Here is a 20,422-nt window from a genome sequence, read left to right on the forward strand (position 1 = left end):
ATCGGGCGATCGTGTCTTCCCCCCAGCAAATCCTGCAGACCGTCTTCGGCTACCCCGCGTTCCGCGGGCAGCAGGCCGAGATCGTCGACCACGTCGTCGCCGGCGGCGATGCGCTCGTGCTCATGCCCACGGGCGGGGGCAAGTCGCTGTGCTACCAGATTCCCGCGCTCGTGCGCCAGCAGGCCGGCCACGGCACCACCGTGGTGGTGTCGCCCCTGATCGCGCTGATGCACGACCAGGTCGGCGCCCTGCACGAGGCCGGGGTGCAGGCCGCGTTCCTCAATTCCTCGCTCTCGATGGAGGAGGCCAACGCGGTGGAGCGGCGGCTGGCCCGCGGCGAGCTGACGCTGCTCTATGCGGCGCCCGAGCGCGTGACCACCCCGCGCTTCCTGGCGCTGCTCGATGCCATGCACGGCGCGGGCAAGCTGTCGCTGTTCGCGATCGACGAGGCGCATTGCGTCAGCCAGTGGGGCCACGACTTCCGGCCGGAATACCGGGCGCTGGCCATCCTGCACGCGCGCTATGCCGGCGTGCCGCGCATCGCGCTCACGGCCACGGCCGACGGCGTCACGCGCGAGGACATCGTCACCCACCTGCAGCTCGGTCGCGCGCGCCAGTTCGTCAGCAGCTTCGACCGCCCCAACATCCGCTACACGATCGCGGAAAAGAAGGATCCGACGCTCCAGCTCCTGCGCTTCATCGAGGGCGAGCACCAGGGCGAGGCCGGCATCGTCTACTGCCAGTCGCGCAAGCGCGTGGAGGAGATCGCGGAGATCCTGTGCCGCGAAGGCCTGGACGCCCTGCCCTATCACGCGGGGCTCGACGCCGGCGTGCGCCAGCGCCACCAGGACCGCTTCCTGCGCGACGACGGCGTGGTGATGACGGCCACCATCGCCTTCGGCATGGGCATCGACAAGCCGGACGTGCGCTTCGTCGCCCACCTCGACCTGCCGAAGAACATCGAGGGCTACTACCAGGAGACGGGCCGCGCCGGCCGCGACGGCCTGCCCTCGGATGCCTGGATGGCCTACGGCCTGCAGGACGTGGTGAACCAGCGCCGGATGATCGACGAGAGCCCGGCCGGCGACGAATTCAAGCAGGTGCAGCGCGGCAAGCTCGATGCCCTGCTCGCGCTGGCCGAGGCCACGGACTGCCGGCGCGTGCGGCTGCTGTCGTACTTCGGCGAACACTCGGAGCCTTGCGGCAACTGCGACAACTGCCTGAACCCGCCCGCTGTGTGGGATGGCACCGAGGCCGCGCGCATGCTGCTGTCCACCGTGTACCGCGTGCAGCAGGCGCGCGACCTGCATTTCGGCGCCGGCCACATCATGGACATCCTGCGCGGCAAGGAGACGGACAAGGTCAGGCAGTTCGGCCACCAGAGCCTGTCCACCTTCGGCATCGGGGCGGAATTCTCGGAGGCGCAATTGCGCGGGGTGCTGCGGCAGTTGATCGCCACCGGCGCGCTGGCGGTGGATGCCTCGGCGTTCAACACGCTGCACCTCACCGCCGGATCGCGGGCGGTGCTCAAGGGCGAGCAGCAGGTGCTGCTGCGCGAGTCGATCGGGCTGCCGGCCGGGCGTTCGCGCAAGCGCGCCGGCGGCGGCACGAAGTCCGCGGTGCCGGCCGCGGCGGCGAGCCTCACGGGTTCCGCGCAGCAGCGCTTCGCCGCGCTGAAGGACTGGCGCACGCGCATCGCGCGCGAGCACAACCTGCCGGCCTACGTGATCTTCCACGACGCGACGCTGGCCGCGATCGCGGCGCTGGACCCGCGCTCGCTGCCGGAGCTGGAAGGCGTGAGCGGGATCGGGGCGAAGAAGCTGCAGACCTACGGGCCGGGAGTGCTGGACGTGCTGCAGGCGCTGGGGTAGCGCAGCGCTGGGGTTCGGCGCTGCGCGCGCTCACCGCCAGCCTACGTGAACCCGATGCTGCGCGCCTCGCGCACTTCCGGCTTGATCCGGTGCTCCGCCTCCAGCTGCTCCAGGAATTCCTCCGGCGACAGCTGCGCGGCCAGGATCTCCACCTGCCGCTTCACCGCGGCGAAATCGCCGGGGCACAGCTGGTCCAGCCGCACGAGCCGTGCCGCCGCCTCCGGCGTGAGCGCTCCCGCATCGCCGGCCAGCGCCTCGGTCACGAACATCCGCTCGCGCTGCACCGCCGTCAGCGGCTTGAACCGGATCTTGAACGCGAAGCGCCGCAGCGCCGCCTGGTCGATCCGCTCCATCAGGTTGGTGGTGCAGATGAAGATGCCGGCGAAGCGCTCCATGCCCTGCAGCATCTCGTTGACTTCCGTGACCTCGTAGGTGCGCTGCGCGCCGCGCCGGTCCTGCAGGAAGCTGTCGGCTTCGTCGAGCAGCAGGATGGCCTTCTCCGACTCCGCCTCGCGGAACATGGCGGCCATGTTCTGCTCGGTCTCGCCGACGAACTTGCTCATGAGGTCGCTGGCCTGCTTGATCAGCAAGGGCTTGTCGAGGCTGCGGGCAATGTGCTCCGCCAGCGCGGTCTTCCCGGTGCCCGGCGCGCCGTAGAAGCACAGCGAGCCGTGGCCGCGCGAGCGCAGCGCCTCCACGATGCGCGGCACCTCGAAGCGCGACTCCACGTTCAGCATGTCGAGGTCGTAGGTCGTGACGCTGCGGCGCGCGCCGGCGTCCGAGCTGCGCGTGCCCAGCGCCCGGTCGGCGTTGCGCAGCTGGCGCTCGATCAGCTCCTCCATGCCGGCGCCCTCGGCCGAGGCCAGGCCGGCGAAGCGCACCGCGGTGCGGATCTGCGCCGGCGTGAGGCCCTTGCGCTCGGTCAGCTTGGCGATGAACGCGGCGGAGACCTCGACGCCTTCGAGCGTCTTGCGCACGATGCCTTCGCGCGCGCCCGGCGGCGGCGACTTCAGTTCCAGGTGGTAGGCGAAGCGGCGCCGGAAGGCCGGGTCGATCTGCTCGATGCGGTTGGTGACCCAGATGGTCGGCACCGGGTTCGACTCCAGGATCTGGTTGACCCAGGCCTTGCCGCTCACGCTGCCGGAAGGCGGCGCCACCACCTGCTCGGCCCGCGCCATCATCTGCGCGGCCTCGCTGGAGATCGGCGGGAACACGTCCTCCACCTCGTCGAACAGGAGGGCCGCCTGCGAGCTGCCCTTGAGGAACACCTGCGCGATCTGCAGCGAGCGGTAGCGGTCGCGGCCGGAGAGCGAGTTGCCGTCGCGGTCGGCATATTCCACCTCGAACAGTTCCAGGCCGGCGGCCTGCGCCACCACCTTCGCCAGCTCGGTCTTGCCGGTGCCGGGCGGGCCGTACAGCAGCACGTTGACGCCCGGCTCCTTGCAATCCACGGCGCGCTTGAGCATGTTGCGCAGCACGCTCGCGTCCTCGGCGACGAAGGAGAAGTCGTCCGGCGTCAGCGTGCTCTTGGCCGAGGGGCGGGTGAACACCGCCATCAGCTCGCTCTGGTCGCGGTATTCGCGCATCAGCACCGGCGGCAGCTTCTCGCTGACCTTCATCAGGTCCGCCAGGTCGGTGATGTTGTGCTCGGAGATCAGGTTCTCCACCAGCCCGATGCGCTCCAGCCGGGAGCCGGCGCGCAGGGCCTCGCCGACGTCCGCCGCGCTCACGCCGGCGACCTCCGCGATCGCGGCATAGGCCTCGGGCGCGTTGTTCACCTTGAATTCGACCAGCAGGCTGCGCAGGTCGCGCTGGTAGCGCGCCAGCGTCCCGTACAGCAGCAGGGCGCGCTCGGCCTTGTTCAACTGCAGCAGGTTGGCCAGGGCGTCGATGTTCTTCTCCACCAGCGTGGAGTGCTTCTTCAGGGCGTGGGTGAGCCACTCGCCGGTGACGGTCAGCACGGACAGCAGGTCCTTGGGCTGGTCCTTGGCGTATTCGTCCAGGTAGAAGAAGAGCGTGCCTTCCTCGTAGGGCCCGCGCCAGACGCCGTGGCGCTCCAGGAATTCGCGGGTGGAGAGCTGTTCGTGCCCGCGCCAGAACTCGTTGTCCTTGCAGCGGCGGACCAGGAACTCGCGCAGCCGCTCCAGCGAGGGCGGCGGCCACACGAGGTGCCGCCCGGCCAGCGACAGCAGGCCATTGAGGTCGCGCCGCACGTTGAACTTGGCCCCCTGCTTGGCCGCCAGCGTCAGCACGAAGTGCGAACACATCAGGTCCAGCACCGGGGCCTCCTTGAGGCCCGGCGAGGGCAGCACTTGCAGATCCAGCGAACGCTTGGCCAATCGACCTCCGTCAGGAAGGCAGGGGGGAAGCGCGCCAACGATAGCGCGACTTCATGCTACATGGAAGGACCGGCGACCGGACCCGCGCCCGCCGGCCGGGGGCGCCGCCGGTCACAATGGGTCCCATGACCGGCCTGCCCGAGATCCGCGCCGCCGCCGCCCGCCTGCAGGGCCAGGTGCTCACCACGCCCTGCGTGGAATCCCGCACCTTGTCGCAGATGGCCGGCTGCCAGGTGTTCCTGAAGTTCGAGAACCTGCAGTTCACGGCCTCCTTCAAGGAGAGGGGGGCCTGCAACAAGCTGGTGCAACTCAGCAACGACGAGAAGAAGCACGGCGTGATCGCCATGAGCGCGGGCAACCACGCCCAGGGCGTGGCGTACCACGCCCAGCGGCTGGGCTTGCGCGCCGTGATCGTGATGCCACGCTTCACTCCCATGGTGAAGGTGGAGCGCACTCGCAAGTTCGGTGCCGAGGTCGTCCTGCACGGCGACACCCTGGAGGAGTCCCGCGTCCACGCCATGGAGCTGGCCGAACGCGAACACCTCACGCTGGTCCACCCGTACGACGACGCCGCGATCATCGCCGGCCAGGGCACCGTGGCCCTGGAGATGCTGGAAGCGGTGCCGCAGCTCGATACCCTGATCGTGGCCGTGGGCGGCGGCGGGCTGATCGGCGGGATGGCGGCCGCGGCCAAGGGGCTCAAGCCCGGCATCCGCGTCATCGGCGTGCAGACGCTGCGCTTTCCCCATATGTACAACGCGATCAAGCACGCCCACGTGCCGCCGGGCGGGCCGACCATCGCCGAGGGCATCGCGGTGGGCGTTCCGGGCACGCTGACGCAGAAACTGGTGGAACGCTACGTCGACGACCTCGTGCTGGTCGACGAGGGCGACATCGAGCAGGCGATCGTGATGCTGCTGGATTACGAGAAGACGCTGGTGGAAGGCGCGGGCGCCGCGCCGCTCGCCGCGCTGATGAAGGATCCGGCCGCCTACGCCGGGCGCAAGGTGGGCCTGGTGCTGGGCGGGGGCAACATCGACCCGATGCTGCTGGCGGCCATCATCCAGCGCGGGATGGTGCGCGCCGGCCGGCTGGCGCGGCTGAAGGTGTGCGCGCGCGACGTGCCCGGTTCGCTGGCGAAGATCACCGGGGTGGTCAGCGAGGCGGGCGCCAACATCGACGAAGTGCACCACCAGCGCGCGTTCACGCTGCTGGCCGCGCAGAACGTGGAGATCGAGATCGTGGTGCAGACGCGCGGCCGCGAGCACGTGCAGTCGCTGCTGGAGGCCTTGCGCGCCGCCGGCTTCCAGGCCGAGGAGGAGTGATGGACCGCCAGACCCTGCAGGCCGCCCTGCCCGAATACTTCGCGCCCTGGGTGCAGGCCCTGGGGCTGCGGGTGGAAAGCTTCGACGGTGAAAGCGTCACCCTGCGGCTGCCGCAGCAGGAGCAGCTCTCGCGCGTGGGCGGCATGCTGTGCGGGCAGGCCATGATGGCCGCCGCCGATACGGCGATGGTGCTGGCGCTGATCAACCAGTCCGGCGGCTTCCGGCCCTGCACCACGGTGCAGATGAACACCAGCTTCCTCAAGCCGCTGTCCGGGCAGGACGCGCTGGTGCAGGCGCGGGTGCTGCGCAGCGGCAGGACGCTGGCCTTCGGGGAGATCGACATCCGCGGGGCGGAGGACGGCAGGAGCGCCTGCCGGGCGACGGTGACGTATGCGCTCTTGCAGGAAGACGGTCCGGCTGCCCGGCTTGGGTAAAATCGGCTGAATCCAGAGAACGAGGACCGCATGACCAGCCCCAACGAGCCCGCCCAGCACGGCGACGACTTCGAGCCCCACGACGCCGTCGAGTCGGTCGTCCCGGCCATCCCGATCGTCCTGCCCATGGTCGGCGCCGCCCTGATGTTCCTGCTCGCATTCATCGCCGTCTACCTGGCCTGACGCCGAGCTCTTCCGCGCCAAAGCCCCGTGCAGCCCTGCCGGGGCTTTTTGCTTTGCGTCCGCGCCCCAAACGCGCATAAGGCTATGCACGCTTTGCATGGAATCACGGCCGAACGACAGGAACGGTTTAGCTCCGCTCCCTAAAATGGGCACCCCTCCAGACGACCCCGCGGTGGCGCCCCGCCCCGCCCCCAGCCGACGGAGCCGAAGCCTGTTTTGAAAGGGCGCGCACCGGGCTGCCGAGACACAGCCCCCAAGCTCCCTTTGGAAACACGCTTTCATTTAGGAGCTCGAGGTATGAACTCTCCCGTGATGCAGGGCCTGAATCTCCAGACCCCCTCGTTCGTGAAGAACGCCCGCCTGATCGCCTGGGTGGCCGACATGGTCGCCCTGTGCAAGCCGGACCAGGTCTACTGGTGCGACGGCAGCCAGGAGGAATACGAGCGCCTGTGCCAGCAGCTGGTGGACAAGGGCACGTTCAGGAAGCTGAACCCGGCCAAGCGTCCCGGTTCGTTCCTGGCGCTGTCGGACCCGAGCGACGTCGCCCGCGTGGAAGACCGCACCTTCATCTGCTCGCAGCGCAAGGAAGATGCCGGCCCGACCAACAACTGGGTCGCCCCGGCCGAAATGCGCGCCACCCTGCAGCCGCTGTTCGACGGCTGCATGCGCGGCCGCACGATGTACGTCGTGCCGTTCTCGATGGGGCCGCTAGGCTCGCACATCTCCCACGTCGGCATCGAGCTGTCCGACAGCCCGTACGTGGCCGTCAACATGCGCATCATGACCCGCATGGGCCGCGCGGTATACGACGTGCTGGGCGTCGAGGGCGAGTTCGTGCCCTGCCTGCACACCGTGGGCGCGCCGCTGCAGCCGGGCCAGCAGGACAGCGCCTGGCCCTGCAACAAGACCAAGTACATCGTCCACTACCCGGAGACGCGCGAGATCTGGTCGTACGGCTCCGGCTACGGCGGCAACGCGCTCCTGGGCAAGAAGTGCTTCGCGCTGCGCATCGCCTCCAACATGGCGCGCGACCAGGGCTGGCTGGCCGAGCACATGCTGATCCTGGGCGTGACCAACCCGCAGGGCAAGAAGTACCACATCGCCGCCGCCTTCCCGTCGGCCTGCGGCAAGACCAACTTCTCCATGCTGGTGCCGCCCACGGGCTTCGAGGGCTGGAAGGTCACCACGATCGGCGACGATATCGCCTGGATCAAGCCGCATGACGACGGCCGCCTGTACGCGATCAACCCGGAAGCCGGCTACTTCGGCGTGGCCCCCGGCACCAACATGCAGACCAACCCGAACTGCCTGTCGAGCCTGGACCGGGACGTGATCTTCACCAACGTGGCGCTCACCGACGACGGTGACGTCTGGTGGGAGGGCCTGACGGAGCAGGCGCCCGCGCACCTGATCGACTGGCAGGGCAAGGACTGGACGCCCCAAACGGCCAAGGAGACCGGCGCCAAGGCCGCCCACCCCAACGCCCGCTTCACCGTGGCCGCCACCAACAACCCGGTGCTCGACCCGGCGTGGGACGACCCGAACGGCGTGCCGATCGACGCCTTCATCTTCGGCGGCCGCCGCTCCACCACCGTGCCGCTGGTGACCGAGGCCCAGAGCTGGGTCGAGGGCGTCTACATGGCCGCGACGATGGGCTCCGAGACCACCGCCGCCATCGTCGGCCAGGTCGGCGTGGTCCGCCGCGACCCCTTCGCCATGCTGCCCTTCACGGGCTACAACATGAGCGACTACTTCCAGCACTGGCTCGACATGGGCCGCAAGCTCCAGGCCCAGGGCGCCAGGCTGCCGCGCATCTTCACCACCAACTGGTTCCGCAAGGGCGACGACGGCAAGTTCGTGTGGCCCGGCTACGGCGAGAACATGCGCGTGCTCAAGTGGATGGTCGACCGCATCGAGGGCCACGCCGAAGGCGCGCGGAACGTGTTCGGCATCAGCCCGAAGTACGAGGAGCTGAACTGGCAGGGCCTGGCGTTCACGCCGGAGCAGTTCGCCAAGGTGATCGGCATCGACCGCGACGCCTGGATGAAGGAGCTGGAACTGCACCAGGAACTGTTCCAGCAGCTCGCATACCACCTGCCGCCCGAACTCAAGGCGACCAAGGCGCAGATCGAGCAGCGGCTCAAGGCCTGAGGCGCGCCGCGCCCAGGAAGAAGGCCACCTCGCGGTGGCCTTTTTTCATGCGTCTCGCCGCACTAGCCGAAGGTCGAAGGCCGCGTGAGCAGCGAGCTCGTGGGCCAGCACGAGGGCCTGGTGCGACCGAAGTTGATGACGCGGCTGCGGTCCTCGCCCGCGGCCTGCGCCTTGCGCGCCAGCGCGCGATCCACGTCGGAGCGCAGGTCCACGACGCGGCGGTGGTCGTCGTGCAGCAGCAGCAGGGTGGTGATCAGCGCCTCCCGCTCCTGCAGCTTGAGGGCCTTGCCTTGCGCCAGCGCCTGCAGCGCCCGTTCGCGCGCTTCGCGGGAACGCTGGCGAAAGACCACGCACGGGGGATCGTCGGCCGCGCCTTCCAGGTCGGTTTCGATGCCGGCCGCGACGCCGTCGATCTCGGCGGCGAGGCGCAGGATGTCCCGGGAGGTGTCGTCGTCCTGGCGCCGTTTCCAGACGAAGGCCGTTGCGCCGCCGATACAGGCCGCGCCCGCGGCTGCCGCGAGGGTGAGTGAAAGAAGTTCCAGAATCCGCTCCACCAGGATGCCTGGGTTGAACACGAGCCCATGCTAGGAGCGGGCCGCGCAAGCTTCCTGACACGGGCCGGGGCACGAGACGGGCGGTAGCTACCGTCGGGCTGGCCGGCGAGGACCGGGTTGTTTTACGCGTCGTTACCTCACTACACTTGCGGCTACATGTTTCGCGTTCCTTCCTGGAGTTGGTGGCAAGAGCCGCGCGACGACCGTGAGCTGGTGCGCCTCGACGTGGTCGGCCTGGCGGCGGAAATCGCCACCGTCGCCCGCAACATCGAGGACTTCCTTCCGCCGACGGGTGCCTACCGGCACGCCGACCAGGTGCGCGCCCGGTGCCGGTCGTACCTGCACATGGCGCTGCTGGTGCTGTCGGCGGAGCGCAGCTTCGAGGACGTGAGCGGGGCGGACCTGCTGGAGGCGCTGGACGTGTTCCGCGACCTGCAGCGCAAGGTCGTGGTGCTGCGGGAAGAGGCCGAGCGGCTCGGGGACAGCCTGCTGCCGGTCTGCTAGGCCGGCATGGCCTGCCGGTGCCGGCGCAGGCGGATGGTGAACACGCATCCTGTCCCTGGCACGTCCCGCACGCTCAACGTGCCCCCGGCCGCCTCCACGGTTTCCCGGGCAATCGACAGCCCGAGTCCCAGCCCGCTCCGGTCGTCGTGGCGTCGGGTGAAAGGCTTGAACATGACTTCGGCGGCGCCCGGCGCGAGTCCGCCGCAGTGGTCCGCCACGTCGATGAACACGGCTGCGTCCTCGCCCGCATGCGCGCTCAGCGAGACCTCCGTGTGCGGCCGCGTGAACTTGAAGGCGTTCTGGAGCAGGTTCACGAGCGCGCCCAGCAGAAGCTCGCGCGGCCCATCGACTGCGAGCCGGGGGTCCACGTTCCTCACCGTGAACGGACAGCCCCGGGCATTCGCGTCCAGGAGCGCGGCGTTGCCGGCGTCGGCCACGAAGGACGCGAGCGAGAACACTTCGCGGTCCAGCCGCGGCGCTGCGACCTCCCGCACCTCGTCGAGCGCGTGGTTGACGAGCGAGGTGAGCGCCACCAGGCTGCGACCCAGCACGGCGCCGGTCGCGCCGGAAATCGGCAACTGGCCGGTCTGCAATGCGGCGAAGGCGAGCGAGGCCGTGTGGAGGGAGTTGCGCAATTCGTGCACCAGGAAGCCCAGTCGCTCATTGGATTCCGCGGAGTGACGGCGGGACAAGGTCAAGTCCCGCTGCGCGCTGAACTCCGTCACCGCATCCGCAATGGCGTTGTCCAGGCAGCGGTTCAGCGTCCTGAATTCGTCGACGCTGAACGGCGCATCCCGTTCCACGGCCAGGTCGGTGATCGCCTGGCACAGGTCGCCATAGTCGTGGACGACCTGGTTGACCGTGTACCCGAGTTCCAGCAACTGCTTGCCGTGCGCGGTGGCCGTCACCCCGATTTCGGACAGCGCACTCGCATCGCCGCCCGCCGCGCCGGAAATTCGGAGGCTGTCACCGGCATCCCCTTCCTTCTCGGCACGCAGCGTCTGCGTCAACTGCTCCAGGAACAGGGGAACGCCGTTCTTCAGTTGTTCGGGAGTGGCGGCCCGTTGCGGGCGCTGGGCGACCTTGGCCTTGCAGCGCTCGATCAGCTCGTCCCGGTTGTGATTCAGGAATTCATGCATGGCTCGACCTCCGCCCAGACGTGTGAGCATGCGACCGTCTGACGATCCCAGTATGCGCTGGCGCAAAGGGCGAGCCGCCTAATCGGCAAACCGCAGCGCGTGAAGACACGCGTTCTTGAGCACGATGGACGCGCCCCGGCGGCGAATCCTGGCAGCGCTCAAGTCCCCTTGCGGACCGGAGCTGCCAGCGTCCTGGCGCCACAGGAGCGCAATGAGCTCCGCATGCGCAATGCACAGTTCGAGGGCGCGGACGCTGAAGTCCGCGAGTGCCACGCCGTGCGAGCGCACTTCCCAGATGGCGGCTTCGGCAGCGGCGTAGGAGCGGCTGTCGAACCAGTTCTCCGTGAGCTGCGACATGCACAGCTCGTACGCGTCGACGGCGGCAGCGAGCTGGAACACGCGCGCACGCCGGCTCAGAGATTCATTGGCGGCAAAGGGAGGAAATGGCTGTGGGGAAACCGGAGGGAAATCTTGCACTTCTGCACCTCGAAGGGAAGTGCTGGAGCGGAGATCCTGAGCAGATGCTCGGCGGCTAAGGGCACGAGGGTAGCCGGCTGGCGTGGGACAGAGGAGGCAGTGTACTCCCGGCCACAGCCGCATGCTGCGCAGCTGCAAGCTCGCGCCGCAGTCCTACAGCAGGGGCAGTTTCCCGGCGCGTCTCAGCAGTTCGTTCTTCCTGGCGCGCGCCAGCTCGCACCGCTTGTAGGCCGCCTCGACCCTGTCCCGTGACGCATGGGACTGCAGCAAGTCGACGGCCTCCCGCAGCGACTCGACCTCCTCGCGCTGGGCCCTCTCCAACGCCTGCTGAAAAGCGGGATCGAGGTCGCTCATATGCCGTTCGCTCCCAGGTCCGCTGCTGCTGCAATGCAGGAAGGATGCGAGCTTAGTCGCACCGGGGGCACCGCGGGGATGAAAAGGCCACCTCCCGGTGGCCTTTTCGCGGGGCTGTTGGGGGGCCCCGGGGTGCGCGGCTCGGTGGCCGCGCGAAACGCTCGCCTCAATCGCGCCAGGGCTTGAGGTGGTACGCCGCGGCAGGAGCGGCAGCGGCCGCCGCCTTGGCGGCCTTCTGCCGTTGCCACTTCTGCTGGCGCTTCAGGGCTCGGCGGCGGGCCACCCGGTGCGACCAGGCATCGAGGGCACGCAGCACCGGCGCCGGCAGGCTGCGGACCAGCTGGCTGGCCACGAGGATGAGGCTGTTGTGCAGGCTGGCAGTCATTCGCGGGTCTTTCAGAGATACCGGCTGCCGTCGCGCAGCGCTTCTTCGCTGTTCATGGAGCGCAGCAGGTCGTCGAGGCTGGGCAGCTGGGTGAGCAGGCGCATCGCGACGACAATGATTGCGTTGTTCAGGACGGCGGCCATGGCGGGTTTCCGGGTCTTAGAAGTAGCGGCTGCCGTCGCGCAGGGCGTCCTGGCTCATCGCACGGCTGAGGTCGGCCATGACGCGGGCGTCCGTGAGGGCCAGGTTCCACAGCTTGCGGTCTTCCTCGCGCTGCTTGCGCTCTTCGCGCCAGGCGGCCATGCCCAGGCGGGCGCGGGCGGCGAGGCGGGTGAAGGGGGTGCCCAGGACGGCCAAGCCGTGCAGCAGCGCGTGGGTGGCGCTGTAGCCGCCGATCGTCTTGATCGCCTGTTCGACGCGGGCGACGCCAGCGTGTTGGGCCGGGTAGTGAATGCGGATGAAGCTTGCCATTTTGTGATCCCCTTGGTTGGTCGCTTGTGGCGGTATTGCCAAGTGCGTGCTTGAATACTAGGGATGACCCTGATATTTGCCTACTTTTGATTAGTGATGCATATCATTCACTGATCGTATGAAAAGCCCCAACTTCCGGACCCTGGACCTCAACCTGCTGCGGGTCTTCGACCAGGTCATGGCCGAGCGCAACCTCACCCGGGCGGCCCGCAACCTGTCCATGACCCAGCCGGCGGTGAGCAACGCCCTGAACCGGCTGCGGGACGCCTTGGACGACCGGCTGGTGACGCGCAGCGGCTACGGCGTGGAGCCCACGGCCCGGGCGCTGGCCCTGTGGCCGTCCGTCAGCGACGCCTTGCGCCAGCTCGAGGCCACGCTCGCCCCGGGCCAGTTCGTGGCGGCCGAGGCCACCAACACCTTCACCCTGGCGATGGCGGACGCCACGGCGGCCGAAGTCATGCCGGGCCTGGTGGAGATCATGGAGCGCGAAGCGCCGGGCATCTCGGTCCGGGTGCTCCCCCTCACCACCCGCGACCCGCGGCGGATGCTGGAGGAAGGCGTGATCGACCTGGCGGTCGGGTATTTCCCGGCCGTGATCGCCGACATGACCGCCCAGGAGCAGGCCACCGGCATGGGCGCCTTCGAATACGAGCGGCTGTACGACGGCGTCTACATCTGCGTGATGCGCAAGGGCCACCCCCTGGCGGCCGACCCGCTGACGCTGGAGCGCTTCTGCAGCGCCCGCCACATGCTCGTGAGCTTCTCCGGCCGCCCGTTCGGCTTCATCGACGAGGCCCTGGCAGCCATCGGCCAGAGCCGGCGCGTGGTGCTGACGGTCAACCAGTTCTTCACCGCCGGCCTGGTGGTGGAGACCTCCGACCTGCTCACCGTGCTGCCCAAGCATTTCATCGGCTCCACCGGGCGGGCCGGCGCACTGGAGCAGCGCGAACTGCCGTTCCACGTGCCGCCGGTGCACGTGGACGCGCTCTGGCACCGCCGCCAGGGCCAGCGCAGCGACCACGCGTGGCTGCGCGTCGCGGTCGCCTCCGCCGCTGGCAAGGCTTTCCACTAAGCATTAGGCTTGCGTCAAGACGGCTGTGGCATGCGCGTTGCATGCTCGCGCGCCGGCGTTTTCGCCGATGAAGGACCCCCGCATGCACCGTACCTCCGCCCCCAGCCGCCGCCGCTTCCTGCAGGCGGTTTCCGCCGGCGCCGCCAGCGTCGCCCTGCCCGCCTTCGCCGCCTGGCCCGACAAGCCGGTCCGCATCGTCGTGACCTTCCCGGCCGGCGGCGCCAGCGACATCGTGGCGCGCACCCTGGCGGACCAGCTCGGGGCGAAGCTGGGCCAGGCCTTCGTGGTGGACAACCGCCCGGGCGCCGGCGGCAGCGTGGGCGGGCTGCTGGTCACGCAGGCGCCGGCGGACGGCTACACGCTGATGCTGTCGAACTCCACGCCGATCTCGATCGGGCCGTTCGCGCTGGAAAAGCAGCCCTACGACCCGGTGGAGGGCTTCACCCACATCGCCCTGATCGGCACCGCGCCCTGCGTGGTGATGGCCAACCCGAAGGCAGGCCTGAAGACGATCGCGGACCTGGAAGCGCTGGCGAGGAAGAACGGCCGGCTGGACTTCGGCTCCGGCGGCCCGGCCTCCATCGGCCACATCTACGGCGAGCTGATGAAGAAGGAGCTGGCCCTCAACATGGTGCACGTGCCGTACCGCGGTGGTGCACCGATGACGACGGACCTGATCTCCGGGGTGGTGCCGGTGGGCATCGACGTGATCACCGCCTTCGTCCCCTATTTCAAGAGCGGCCAGATCGTGCCGCTGGCAGTGACCTCCGCCAACCGCTCGCCGCTGGCGCCGGACGTGCCCAGCGTGGTGGAGACCGGCCACCGCAAGCTGGTGCTGGACAACTTCTTCGGCCTTTCCGGCCCGGCGAAGATGCCGGCCGACGTGGTGGCGCGGCTGAACACCGCCGTCAACGAGATCCTCGCCAGCGCCGACATCAAGCGCAAGATGGTGGAGCTGGGCATCACCACCTCGCCGGTGAGCCAGCCGGCCTTCGCCGGTTTCGTCCGGGAGCAGGTCGGCCAGCTCGCGCCCACCGTGAAAGCCGCAGGCGTGAAGCTGTAGTCGTCCGACACCCGGAAGGCGGGCCGCCCGGCGCGGCGTGCCCGGCGCGCGACTGCACAATGGGCGCGTGAAGATCCAGCTGATGTCCGACCTCCACCTGGAGGGCCATCCGTCCTACCGGCCGCGGCCCGCGCCGGAGGCCGACCTGCTGGTGCTCGCCGGCGACATCGGCTCCTACCAGCGCAACTCGAAGCTGGAAGACAGCGACTTCGGCCTGGCGCGCTTCTCGCCGCGCCTGGGCGCCTGGCCCGTTCCCGTGCTCTATGTGCCGGGCAACCACGAATACGACAACCTCGATTTCGACGCGACGCACGAGCGCCTGCGCGCAAGCTGCGAGCGTCTCGGCATCACCTGGCTGGAACGCGAGGTGCACGTGGCAGGCGACGTGCGCTTCGTCGGCACCACCCTGTGGGCCGACTTCGATGCCCTGCTCCACCGCCCCGGCCAGCCCGAACCCACGCTGCAGGACGCATTGAAGCAGCGCCACAAGGCCTTCCGCGCGGCCAACTTCTACCTGCAGAAGGCCGCGGCGATGCGCCACGGCGAGATGATGCTGGCGCAGGGCTGGCGCGAGCAGGCGCTGGTGTGCGAGGCTTGGCTGCGCGAGGCGCTCGCGCAGCCCTTCGAGGGCACCACGGTGGTCGTCACGCATTTCGCGCCCAGCCTGCGCAGTCACGATCCGCGCTACGGCATCACGCCGGCCGCCGCCGGCTTCTGCAATTCGCTCGAGGACCTGCTGGAGCAGGCGCAGTTCTGGCTGCATGGCCACCTGCATTGCCAGCACGATTACGTGGAACGCGGCTGCCGCGTGGTGGCCAACACGCTCGGCTACGCAGGCAAGGGCGAACAGGAAGGTTTTCGCGAAACGTTCGTCCTCGACCTCGCGCGTCTCGACGTTCCGGCGACGCTGTAAGCACGCTGCGTAAGCACGTGCGATTCGGAACAACTTTCCCGCGCCCTTTACATGCCCGATGCGTGAAGGATGCACGCGCAAGCGCACACTTCAACCGCAACAACAACTCCCGCGGAGGCTGTCATGAAGCCGCTCTGGACTCAGACCCTCGCCTGGATCGTTGCGGTGGTCGCTGCGGTCCTGCTCGCCTTCGCGTCCCCCGCGGGTCTGGGCTTCTTCGACGTCGAATCCTCGCACGGCGCCGGCACGCCGCGCTGAAGGCGCATCAGGCGGCGGTGAGCGCTTCGCGCGCCGCCCGCGTGAGCGCCGCGGTCAGCTGGTCCAGCACCGCGGACTCCAGGTTCCAGCAATGCCAATACAGCTGCACCGGCACCTGTGCCTGCGGTGCGACATTCACGAGTGCGCCCTGCGCGACCAGCCCGCGCACCAGCAGCTCCGGCACCACGCTCACGCCCCAGCCCGCAAGCACGGCGCGCACCTGCCCTTCCGAACTCGGGACGAACAGCTGGTGCAGTGACACGCGCCGCAGGCCGAAGGCGCGGCCCACGAATTCCGCCTGCATGTCGTCCTTGCGATTGAAGGCCACGAAGGGCGTGTCGCGGAAGTTGTGCGCCGTGAGGCCCTGCGGCAGCTTCTCGCGGGCATACGCGGCCTGCGCGATGCCCACGTAGTGCATCGCACCGAGCGGCAGCACCTTGCAGCCTCGCAGCGCCTGCTTGACGGTGGTCACGCAACCGAGCACCTGTCCCTCGCGCAGCCATTCGTGCGTGTGGTCCTGGTCGTCGGTGATGATCTCCAGCGGCAGGCCCTGGCGCGCGAGGGCATCGAGCGCAGGCAGGGCCCAGGTGGCGATGCTGTCGGCGTTGACGGCGATGGAGATGCGCCCTTCCTCGCGCGCGCCGCCCGCCGAGCTCGGCGCGAGCTCGCGCAGCTCGCGCTCGATGTCCACGCGCAGCAGCCTCATCTGCCGGGTGTGCTTGAGCAGCAGCTGCCCGGCTGCGGTGGGGCGGATCGGGCGGCTGCGCACCACCAGCACCGTGCCCACCTGCGCTTCCAGCGCGCGCAGCCGCTGCGAGACTGCGGATTGCGTGATGCTCAGGCGCTGGGCGGCGCGGTCGAAGCCGCCCTCCTCCACGATGGCGGCCAGGCATTCCAGCGCCGCGGGGTCGAACGACTGCATGGATTAGAAGATCTGATGATCCTGCAAACAGTTTAATTCGGCTTTTGGAATCGGCCGGCCTGCCCCAAACTTTCGGCCTATGAAGACCCTCGTTCTCGGCGCCGGCATCATCGGCATCAGCACCGCGTGGCACCTGGCCGAACGCGGCCACGAAGTCATCGTGGTCGACCGCCAGCCCGATGCCGCGCTGGAGACCAGCTTCGCCAACGCGGCGCAGATCTCGGTGAGCTACTGCGAGCCCTGGGCCAACCGGCATGCGCCGGCGAAACTGCTCAAGTGGATGTTCCGCAACGACGCGCCGCTGCTGTTCCGCCCGAAGCTGGACTGGCAGCAATGGCGCTGGGGCCTGGAATTCCTGGGCCAGTGCAACGACGCGGCCTTCGAGCGCAACGTGCAGCAGCTGGTCGCCCTGGGCGCGTACAGCCACGCCGCGCTGAAGGATGTCGTGGGCGCCACCGGCATCGAATACAACCGGCTCGAGAAGGGCATCGCGCACTTCTACACCGACCAGAAGGCCTTCGAGGACGCCGGTGTCGCGGCCGAGCTGATGCAGAGGTACGGCGTGGACCGCAAGGTGGTGAGCCGCGACGAGCTGTTCGCCATCGAGCCGGCCTTCCGCAACTTCGACAACATCGTCGGTGGCACCTACACGTCGACCGACGAGAGCGGCGATGCGCGCGTGTTCACGCAGAAGCTGGCGCAGCTGTGCGCGGCGCGCGGCGTGCAGTTCCTGTTCAACCAGGACGTCGAGCGGCTGGAAACCGCCGGCGGCGAGATCGCCGCGGTGCGCATCCGCGACCGCGCCACCGGCATCGTGCAGCGCCTCGCGGCCGACGACGTGGTCGTGGCCTGCGGCTCCTACACCGCGCCGCTGCTGCGCCAGGTGGGCGTGGACCTGCCGATCTACCCCGGCAAGGGCTACAGCGCCACCTTCAAGCTGAAGAAGCCCGCGGACGCGCCCCTCGTGAGCAGCATCGACGACGAGGTGAAGGTGGCGATGAGCCGGCTGGGTGACGAGCTGCGCGTGGCGGGCACCATCGAGGTGTCGGGTTACGACGCGACGCTGGACTCGCAGCTGGCGCAGGACCGCTGCCGCATGCTGGCCGCGCGCATCGAGAAGGTGCTGCCGGGCGTGTGCGACACGCGGCTGCCGGAAGAAGGCGGCGACCCGAAGTTCTGGAGCGGCCTGCGTCCCGCGACGCCGACCAACATCCCGTACATCGGCCGCACCCGCGTGGGCGGCCTGTGGGTCAACGCGGGCCACGGCACGCTGGGCTGGACGCATGGCGCCGGCTCCGGCAAGGCAATGGCGGAGCTGATCAGCGGGCGGATGCCGCGGATGAACTTCAGGTTCTACGGCTTCGAGCCGGCGAATAGCTTCCGGGGCGAGGGCGAGCTGTCGCTGAACGCGTAAGGGAATCCAAAACCCGACAGCCGGACGCAGAGGACGCGAAGGGTACGCAGAGGACGCAGAAGAACATCCTTTAAAGGCTTTCTTTGCGTCCTCTGCGTACCCTTCGCGCCCTCTGCGTCCGGTATTTCGGTTTTCCCCGTCAGCCGTTGAGCACCGCCCACACCTTCGCCGGCGTGAGCGGCATCTGGATCTCCGCCGCGGCTTCCTTGCGCCCCGCGCGCGCGAGCGCATCGGCCACCGCATTCACGATGCTGGGCGCCGCGCCGATCGTGCCCAGCTCGCCCACCCCCTTGGCCCCCAGCGGGTTGGTCGTGCACGGCACCGTCTGGTTCATCTCCGTCACGAATTCGCACTCCACGATGTCCGCGCGCGGCGCCGCATAGTCCATCAGGCTGCCGGTCACCAGCTGGCCGCTGGCGCGGTCGTAGACCACGTGCTCGTACAGCGCCTGCCCGATGCCCTGCACCGCGCCGCCATCGAGCTGGCCGCGCACGATCATCGGGTTCACCACCCGGCCGACGTCGTTCACGCTCGCATAGCGCACCACCTCCACGGCGCCGGTCCGCGGATCGATCTCCACCTCGCTCACGTGGCAGCCGTTGGGCCAGCTCGGCCCCTGCACGGAGCTGGTGTGGTCGGTGAAGATGTGCCCGCCCGGCTGCTTGGCCGCCAGCTCGAACAGGCCGATACCCACGTCGGTGCCCTTCACCGCGAAGCGCCCTTCCGTGTACTCCAGGTCCGCGGCGGAAGCTTCGAGCGACCTGGCCGCCAGCTCGCGCGCGGTGTCCAGCGTCTTGATGGATCCGAGGTGCAGCGCGGAGCCGCCGATGAAGAGCGAGCGCGAGCCGGCGCTGCCGAAGCCGTCGCCGCGGTCCGTGTCGCCCAGCACCACGCGCACCTGGTCGATGGGCACCTTGAACACGTCCACCACCAGCTGCGCCAGCGTCGTGGCAATCCCCTGCCCCATCTGGTTGACCGCGGAGAACACCTCGATGATGCCGTCGGCCTTGACGTCGACTGTGATGCGCTCCTCGAAGGAGTTGCCGCTGGTCCACTCGAGGAAGGTGGAGATGCCCAGCCCGCGCAACTTGCCGCGCGCCTTGCTGTCCGCCGCGCGCGCCTCGAAGCCGCTCCAGTCGGCCAGGTCCAGGCCTTCCTCCATGATCATCTCGAAGCGGCCGACGTCGTACACCTGCCCCATCGGATTCCTGTACGGCATCTGCTCGGGCCGCACGAAATTGCGCCGGCGCAGTTCGATGCGGTCGATGCCGGTCTGGCGCGCCGCCTCGTCCATCAGGCGCTCGATGATGAAGATCGCCTCGGGCCGGCCCGCGCCGCGATAGGCCGCGGTGCAGGCCGTGTTGGTCATCACGCAGCGGATGTGGAAGTCGATCAGGGGGATGTCGTACACGCTGGTCTGGACCCACGGGCCGACCACCATGGGAATCGTCATGCCCGTCGCCGTCGCGTAGGCGCCGACGTTGGCCAGGGTGCGCAGGCGCATCGCGAGGATGCGGCCGTCGCCCGCCAGCGCGAGCTCCGCCTGCGCCTGCTGGTCGCGGCCGTGGAAGGAGGAGAGGAATTCCTCGCTGCGGTCGGCGATCCACTTCACCGGCTTCTTCAGCGTCCAAGCGGCCCAGGCGGCGGCGGCGTCCTCCGGGTAGATGCCGGTCTTCATCCCGAAGCCGCCGCCGACGTCGCCCACCGTCACGCGCACCTTGTCGCGGCCGATGCCGAGGATGTCGTTGGCGAGCGAGTTGCGCACGCCCGAAGGCATCTGGCTGCTCATGCGCAGGGTGAGGCGGCCGTCCTCCGCCACCCAGGCCAGCACGGAGCGCGGTTCGATCGAGACCGCGGCGACCCGCTGGTTGACGATCTTCAGCTGCACGACGTGTGCGGCCTGCTCGAAGGCAGCGGCGGCCTTGTTCGCATCGCCGAAGCGCATCTCCGCCGCGACGTTGTCGGGGGCCTGCTCGCAGATCACGGGCGCCCCGGGCGTGGTGGCCTCCTCGAGGTCGACCACGCAGGGCAGTTCCTCGTAGTCGACGAAGATCGCTTCGGCGGCGTCGCGCGCCTGCTGCAGCGACTCGGCCACCACGATCGCCACCGGCTCGCCGACGTAGCGCACGCGCTCGTGCGCCAGCGCCCGGCGCGGCGCGGTGGCTGCCGGGGAACCGTCGGCACGCCTGAAGGCGGGATTGGTCGGGATTTCCTTCACGCCCGCCTGGACCAGCTCGGCCCCGGTCGCGACCTTCACCACGCCCGGCATGGAGGCGGCCGTGGAAGTGTCGATGGAGGCGATGCGCGCGTGCGGATAGGGCGAGCGCACGAACACGGCACGCAGCTGCCCCTCGGGTGCGATGTCGTCGGTGTACTGCCCCAGGCCCTTGAGCAGGCCTTCGTCCTCGATGCGCTGGACGGCCCGGCCGCTGCCGAAACGCGTCACGATGTCTGGGGTGGCGGTGGTCATGGGGGTGGAGTCTGCCCAAAAACCGGCGGACGTGCATCCCCGCACGCGGCGTGCATCCCGCATGCGGCGTGCGTTCCGCAGGCTGGCGGTGAGCGCCGAAGGCCGAACCCCAGCGCTTCGCGC

At 69.2% G+C, this 20,422-nt stretch carries 21 protein-coding genes; 11 read left to right on the forward strand and 10 right to left on the reverse strand.

All coding sequences use genetic code 11. From position 1 onward, the window contains the following. Positions 1–11: 11 nt before the first annotated feature. Positions 12–1,871 carry a DNA helicase RecQ gene (recQ, locus tag WG923_RS03415; RefSeq protein ID WP_340349526.1) on the forward strand — a complete coding sequence of 620 codons (1,860 nt, stop codon included), beginning with the start codon at positions 12–14 and terminating at the stop codon, positions 1,869–1,871. Between the two features lie 41 nt (positions 1,872–1,912). Here the strand turns inward: recQ and WG923_RS03420 are convergent, their stop codons facing one another. After that, the gene (locus WG923_RS03420; RefSeq protein ID WP_340349527.1) at positions 1,913–4,210 is read right to left on the reverse strand and encodes an ATP-binding protein; all 2,298 of its coding nucleotides are present in this window, start codon (positions 4,208–4,210) and stop codon (positions 1,913–1,915) included. Positions 4,211–4,335: 125 nt separating this feature from the next. Here WG923_RS03420 and WG923_RS03425 point away from each other — a divergent pair, with 125 nt between their 5' ends. From WG923_RS03425 to WG923_RS03440, 4 genes are all read left to right on the forward strand, one after another. Then, on the forward strand, positions 4,336–5,535 hold the full coding sequence (locus WG923_RS03425; protein ID WP_340349528.1) for a threonine ammonia-lyase: 1,200 nt from the start codon (positions 4,336–4,338) through the stop codon (positions 5,533–5,535). Further along, the gene (locus WG923_RS03430; protein WP_340349529.1) at positions 5,535–5,969 is read left to right on the forward strand and encodes a PaaI family thioesterase; all 435 of its coding nucleotides are present in this window, start codon (positions 5,535–5,537) and stop codon (positions 5,967–5,969) included. Before WG923_RS03425 ends, WG923_RS03430 begins: the two co-directional genes overlap by 1 nt. A 30-nt stretch (positions 5,970–5,999) precedes the next feature. Continuing rightward, a complete protein-coding gene (locus WG923_RS03435; protein ID WP_340349530.1) occupies positions 6,000–6,152 on the forward strand; it encodes a hypothetical protein in 153 nt (50 codons plus the stop codon). 297 nt (positions 6,153–6,449) lie between these two features. Then, a complete protein-coding gene (locus WG923_RS03440; RefSeq protein ID WP_340349531.1) occupies positions 6,450–8,303 on the forward strand; it encodes a phosphoenolpyruvate carboxykinase (GTP) in 1,854 nt (617 codons plus the stop codon). 62 nt (positions 8,304–8,365) lie between these two features. Here WG923_RS03440 and WG923_RS03445 read toward each other — a convergent pair whose 3' ends face one another. Further along, the gene (locus WG923_RS03445; protein ID WP_340349532.1) at positions 8,366–8,878 is read right to left on the reverse strand and encodes a hypothetical protein; all 513 of its coding nucleotides are present in this window, start codon (positions 8,876–8,878) and stop codon (positions 8,366–8,368) included. 135 nt (positions 8,879–9,013) lie between these two features. On the opposite strand from WG923_RS03445, the gene WG923_RS03450 reads away from it, so the two are divergent. Then, positions 9,014–9,361: a hypothetical protein gene (locus tag WG923_RS03450; protein ID WP_340349533.1), complete on the forward strand. Its 348-nt coding sequence runs from the start codon at positions 9,014–9,016 to the stop codon at positions 9,359–9,361. On the opposite strand, the gene WG923_RS03455 is transcribed toward WG923_RS03450, so the two are convergent. From WG923_RS03455 to WG923_RS03480, 6 genes are all read right to left on the reverse strand, one after another. After that, a complete protein-coding gene (locus WG923_RS03455) occupies positions 9,358–10,500 on the reverse strand; it encodes a sensor histidine kinase (protein ID WP_340349534.1) in 1,143 nt (380 codons plus the stop codon). The genes WG923_RS03450 and WG923_RS03455 overlap by 4 nt on opposite strands. A gap of 78 nt (positions 10,501–10,578) precedes the next feature. Continuing rightward, entirely contained in the window at positions 10,579–10,857 is a 279-nt protein-coding gene (locus WG923_RS03460) for a hypothetical protein (protein ID WP_340349535.1), read from the reverse strand. Positions 10,858–11,130: 273 nt separating this feature from the next. After that, positions 11,131–11,331: a hypothetical protein gene (locus tag WG923_RS03465; protein ID WP_340349536.1), complete on the reverse strand. Its 201-nt coding sequence runs from the start codon at positions 11,329–11,331 to the stop codon at positions 11,131–11,133. A 166-nt stretch (positions 11,332–11,497) separates the two neighbouring features. Then, positions 11,498–11,716 carry a hypothetical protein gene (locus tag WG923_RS03470; RefSeq protein ID WP_340349537.1) on the reverse strand — a complete coding sequence of 73 codons (219 nt, stop codon included), beginning with the start codon at positions 11,714–11,716 and terminating at the stop codon, positions 11,498–11,500. 11 nt (positions 11,717–11,727) lie between these two features. Beyond that, positions 11,728–11,859, reverse strand: a complete 132-nt coding sequence (locus WG923_RS03475; protein ID WP_340349538.1) for a hypothetical protein — start codon at positions 11,857–11,859, stop codon at positions 11,728–11,730. A 16-nt stretch (positions 11,860–11,875) separates the two neighbouring features. Then, entirely contained in the window at positions 11,876–12,187 is a 312-nt protein-coding gene (locus WG923_RS03480) for a hypothetical protein (protein ID WP_340349539.1), read from the reverse strand. A 118-nt stretch (positions 12,188–12,305) separates the two neighbouring features. Here WG923_RS03480 and WG923_RS03485 point away from each other — a divergent pair, with 118 nt between their 5' ends. From WG923_RS03485 to WG923_RS03500, 4 genes are all read left to right on the forward strand, one after another. Next, positions 12,306–13,259, forward strand: a complete 954-nt coding sequence (locus tag WG923_RS03485) for a LysR family transcriptional regulator (RefSeq protein WP_340349540.1) — start codon at positions 12,306–12,308, stop codon at positions 13,257–13,259. An 82-nt stretch (positions 13,260–13,341) separates the two neighbouring features. Further along, positions 13,342–14,322 carry a Bug family tripartite tricarboxylate transporter substrate binding protein gene (locus WG923_RS03490; protein ID WP_340349541.1) on the forward strand — a complete coding sequence of 327 codons (981 nt, stop codon included), beginning with the start codon at positions 13,342–13,344 and terminating at the stop codon, positions 14,320–14,322. A gap of 67 nt (positions 14,323–14,389) precedes the next feature. Then, on the forward strand, positions 14,390–15,235 hold the full coding sequence (locus tag WG923_RS03495) for a metallophosphoesterase (protein ID WP_340349542.1): 846 nt from the start codon (positions 14,390–14,392) through the stop codon (positions 15,233–15,235). A gap of 123 nt (positions 15,236–15,358) precedes the next feature. Next, positions 15,359–15,493 carry a hypothetical protein gene (locus WG923_RS03500; protein WP_340349543.1) on the forward strand — a complete coding sequence of 45 codons (135 nt, stop codon included), beginning with the start codon at positions 15,359–15,361 and terminating at the stop codon, positions 15,491–15,493. Positions 15,494–15,500: 7 nt separating this feature from the next. On the opposite strand, the gene WG923_RS03505 is transcribed toward WG923_RS03500, so the two are convergent. After that, positions 15,501–16,415 carry a LysR family transcriptional regulator ArgP gene (locus tag WG923_RS03505; protein WP_340349544.1) on the reverse strand — a complete coding sequence of 305 codons (915 nt, stop codon included), beginning with the start codon at positions 16,413–16,415 and terminating at the stop codon, positions 15,501–15,503. A gap of 79 nt (positions 16,416–16,494) precedes the next feature. On the opposite strand from WG923_RS03505, the gene WG923_RS03510 reads away from it, so the two are divergent. Continuing rightward, the gene (locus tag WG923_RS03510; RefSeq protein ID WP_340349545.1) at positions 16,495–17,829 is read left to right on the forward strand and encodes a D-amino acid dehydrogenase; all 1,335 of its coding nucleotides are present in this window, start codon (positions 16,495–16,497) and stop codon (positions 17,827–17,829) included. A gap of 139 nt (positions 17,830–17,968) precedes the next feature. Here WG923_RS03510 and WG923_RS03515 read toward each other — a convergent pair whose 3' ends face one another. After that, on the reverse strand, positions 17,969–20,299 hold the full coding sequence (locus WG923_RS03515) for a xanthine dehydrogenase family protein molybdopterin-binding subunit (RefSeq protein ID WP_340349546.1): 2,331 nt from the start codon (positions 20,297–20,299) through the stop codon (positions 17,969–17,971). Positions 20,300–20,422: the final 123 nt, after the last annotated feature.

Origin of the sequence: Ramlibacter sp. AN1133 (genome assembly GCF_037890035.1) — a bacterium.
In the GTDB taxonomy this organism is placed as follows: domain Bacteria; phylum Pseudomonadota; class Gammaproteobacteria; order Burkholderiales; family Burkholderiaceae_C; genus Ramlibacter.

Bases quoted from the DNA above. Each gene is read 5' to 3' on its own strand.
- WG923_RS03425 (WP_340349528.1), top strand. From the start codon at position 4,336: ATGACCGGCCTGCCCGAGATCCGCGCCGCCGCCGCCCGCCTGCAGGGC.
- WG923_RS03430 (WP_340349529.1), top strand. From the start codon at position 5,535: ATGGACCGCCAGACCCTGCAGGCCGCCCTGCCCGAATACTTCGCGCCC.
- WG923_RS03435 (WP_340349530.1), top strand. From the start codon at position 6,000: ATGACCAGCCCCAACGAGCCCGCCCAGCACGGCGACGACTTCGAGCCC.
- WG923_RS03440 (WP_340349531.1), top strand. From the start codon at position 6,450: ATGAACTCTCCCGTGATGCAGGGCCTGAATCTCCAGACCCCCTCGTTC.
- WG923_RS03450 (WP_340349533.1), top strand. From the start codon at position 9,014: ATGTTTCGCGTTCCTTCCTGGAGTTGGTGGCAAGAGCCGCGCGACGAC.
- WG923_RS03455 (WP_340349534.1), bottom strand. From the start codon at position 10,500: ATGCATGAATTCCTGAATCACAACCGGGACGAGCTGATCGAGCGCTGC.
- WG923_RS03460 (WP_340349535.1), bottom strand. From the start codon at position 10,857: ATGTCGCAGCTCACGGAGAACTGGTTCGACAGCCGCTCCTACGCCGCT.
- WG923_RS03465 (WP_340349536.1), bottom strand. From the start codon at position 11,331: ATGAGCGACCTCGATCCCGCTTTTCAGCAGGCGTTGGAGAGGGCCCAG.
- WG923_RS03470 (WP_340349537.1), bottom strand. From the start codon at position 11,716: ATGACTGCCAGCCTGCACAACAGCCTCATCCTCGTGGCCAGCCAGCTG.
- WG923_RS03475 (WP_340349538.1), bottom strand. From the start codon at position 11,859: ATGGCCGCCGTCCTGAACAACGCAATCATTGTCGTCGCGATGCGCCTG.
- WG923_RS03480 (WP_340349539.1), bottom strand. From the start codon at position 12,187: ATGGCAAGCTTCATCCGCATTCACTACCCGGCCCAACACGCTGGCGTC.
- WG923_RS03485 (WP_340349540.1), top strand. From the start codon at position 12,306: ATGAAAAGCCCCAACTTCCGGACCCTGGACCTCAACCTGCTGCGGGTC.
- WG923_RS03490 (WP_340349541.1), top strand. From the start codon at position 13,342: ATGCACCGTACCTCCGCCCCCAGCCGCCGCCGCTTCCTGCAGGCGGTT.
- WG923_RS03500 (WP_340349543.1), top strand. From the start codon at position 15,359: ATGAAGCCGCTCTGGACTCAGACCCTCGCCTGGATCGTTGCGGTGGTC.
- WG923_RS03505 (WP_340349544.1), bottom strand. From the start codon at position 16,415: ATGCAGTCGTTCGACCCCGCGGCGCTGGAATGCCTGGCCGCCATCGTG.
- WG923_RS03510 (WP_340349545.1), top strand. From the start codon at position 16,495: ATGAAGACCCTCGTTCTCGGCGCCGGCATCATCGGCATCAGCACCGCG.
- WG923_RS03515 (WP_340349546.1), bottom strand. From the start codon at position 20,299: ATGACCACCGCCACCCCAGACATCGTGACGCGTTTCGGCAGCGGCCGG.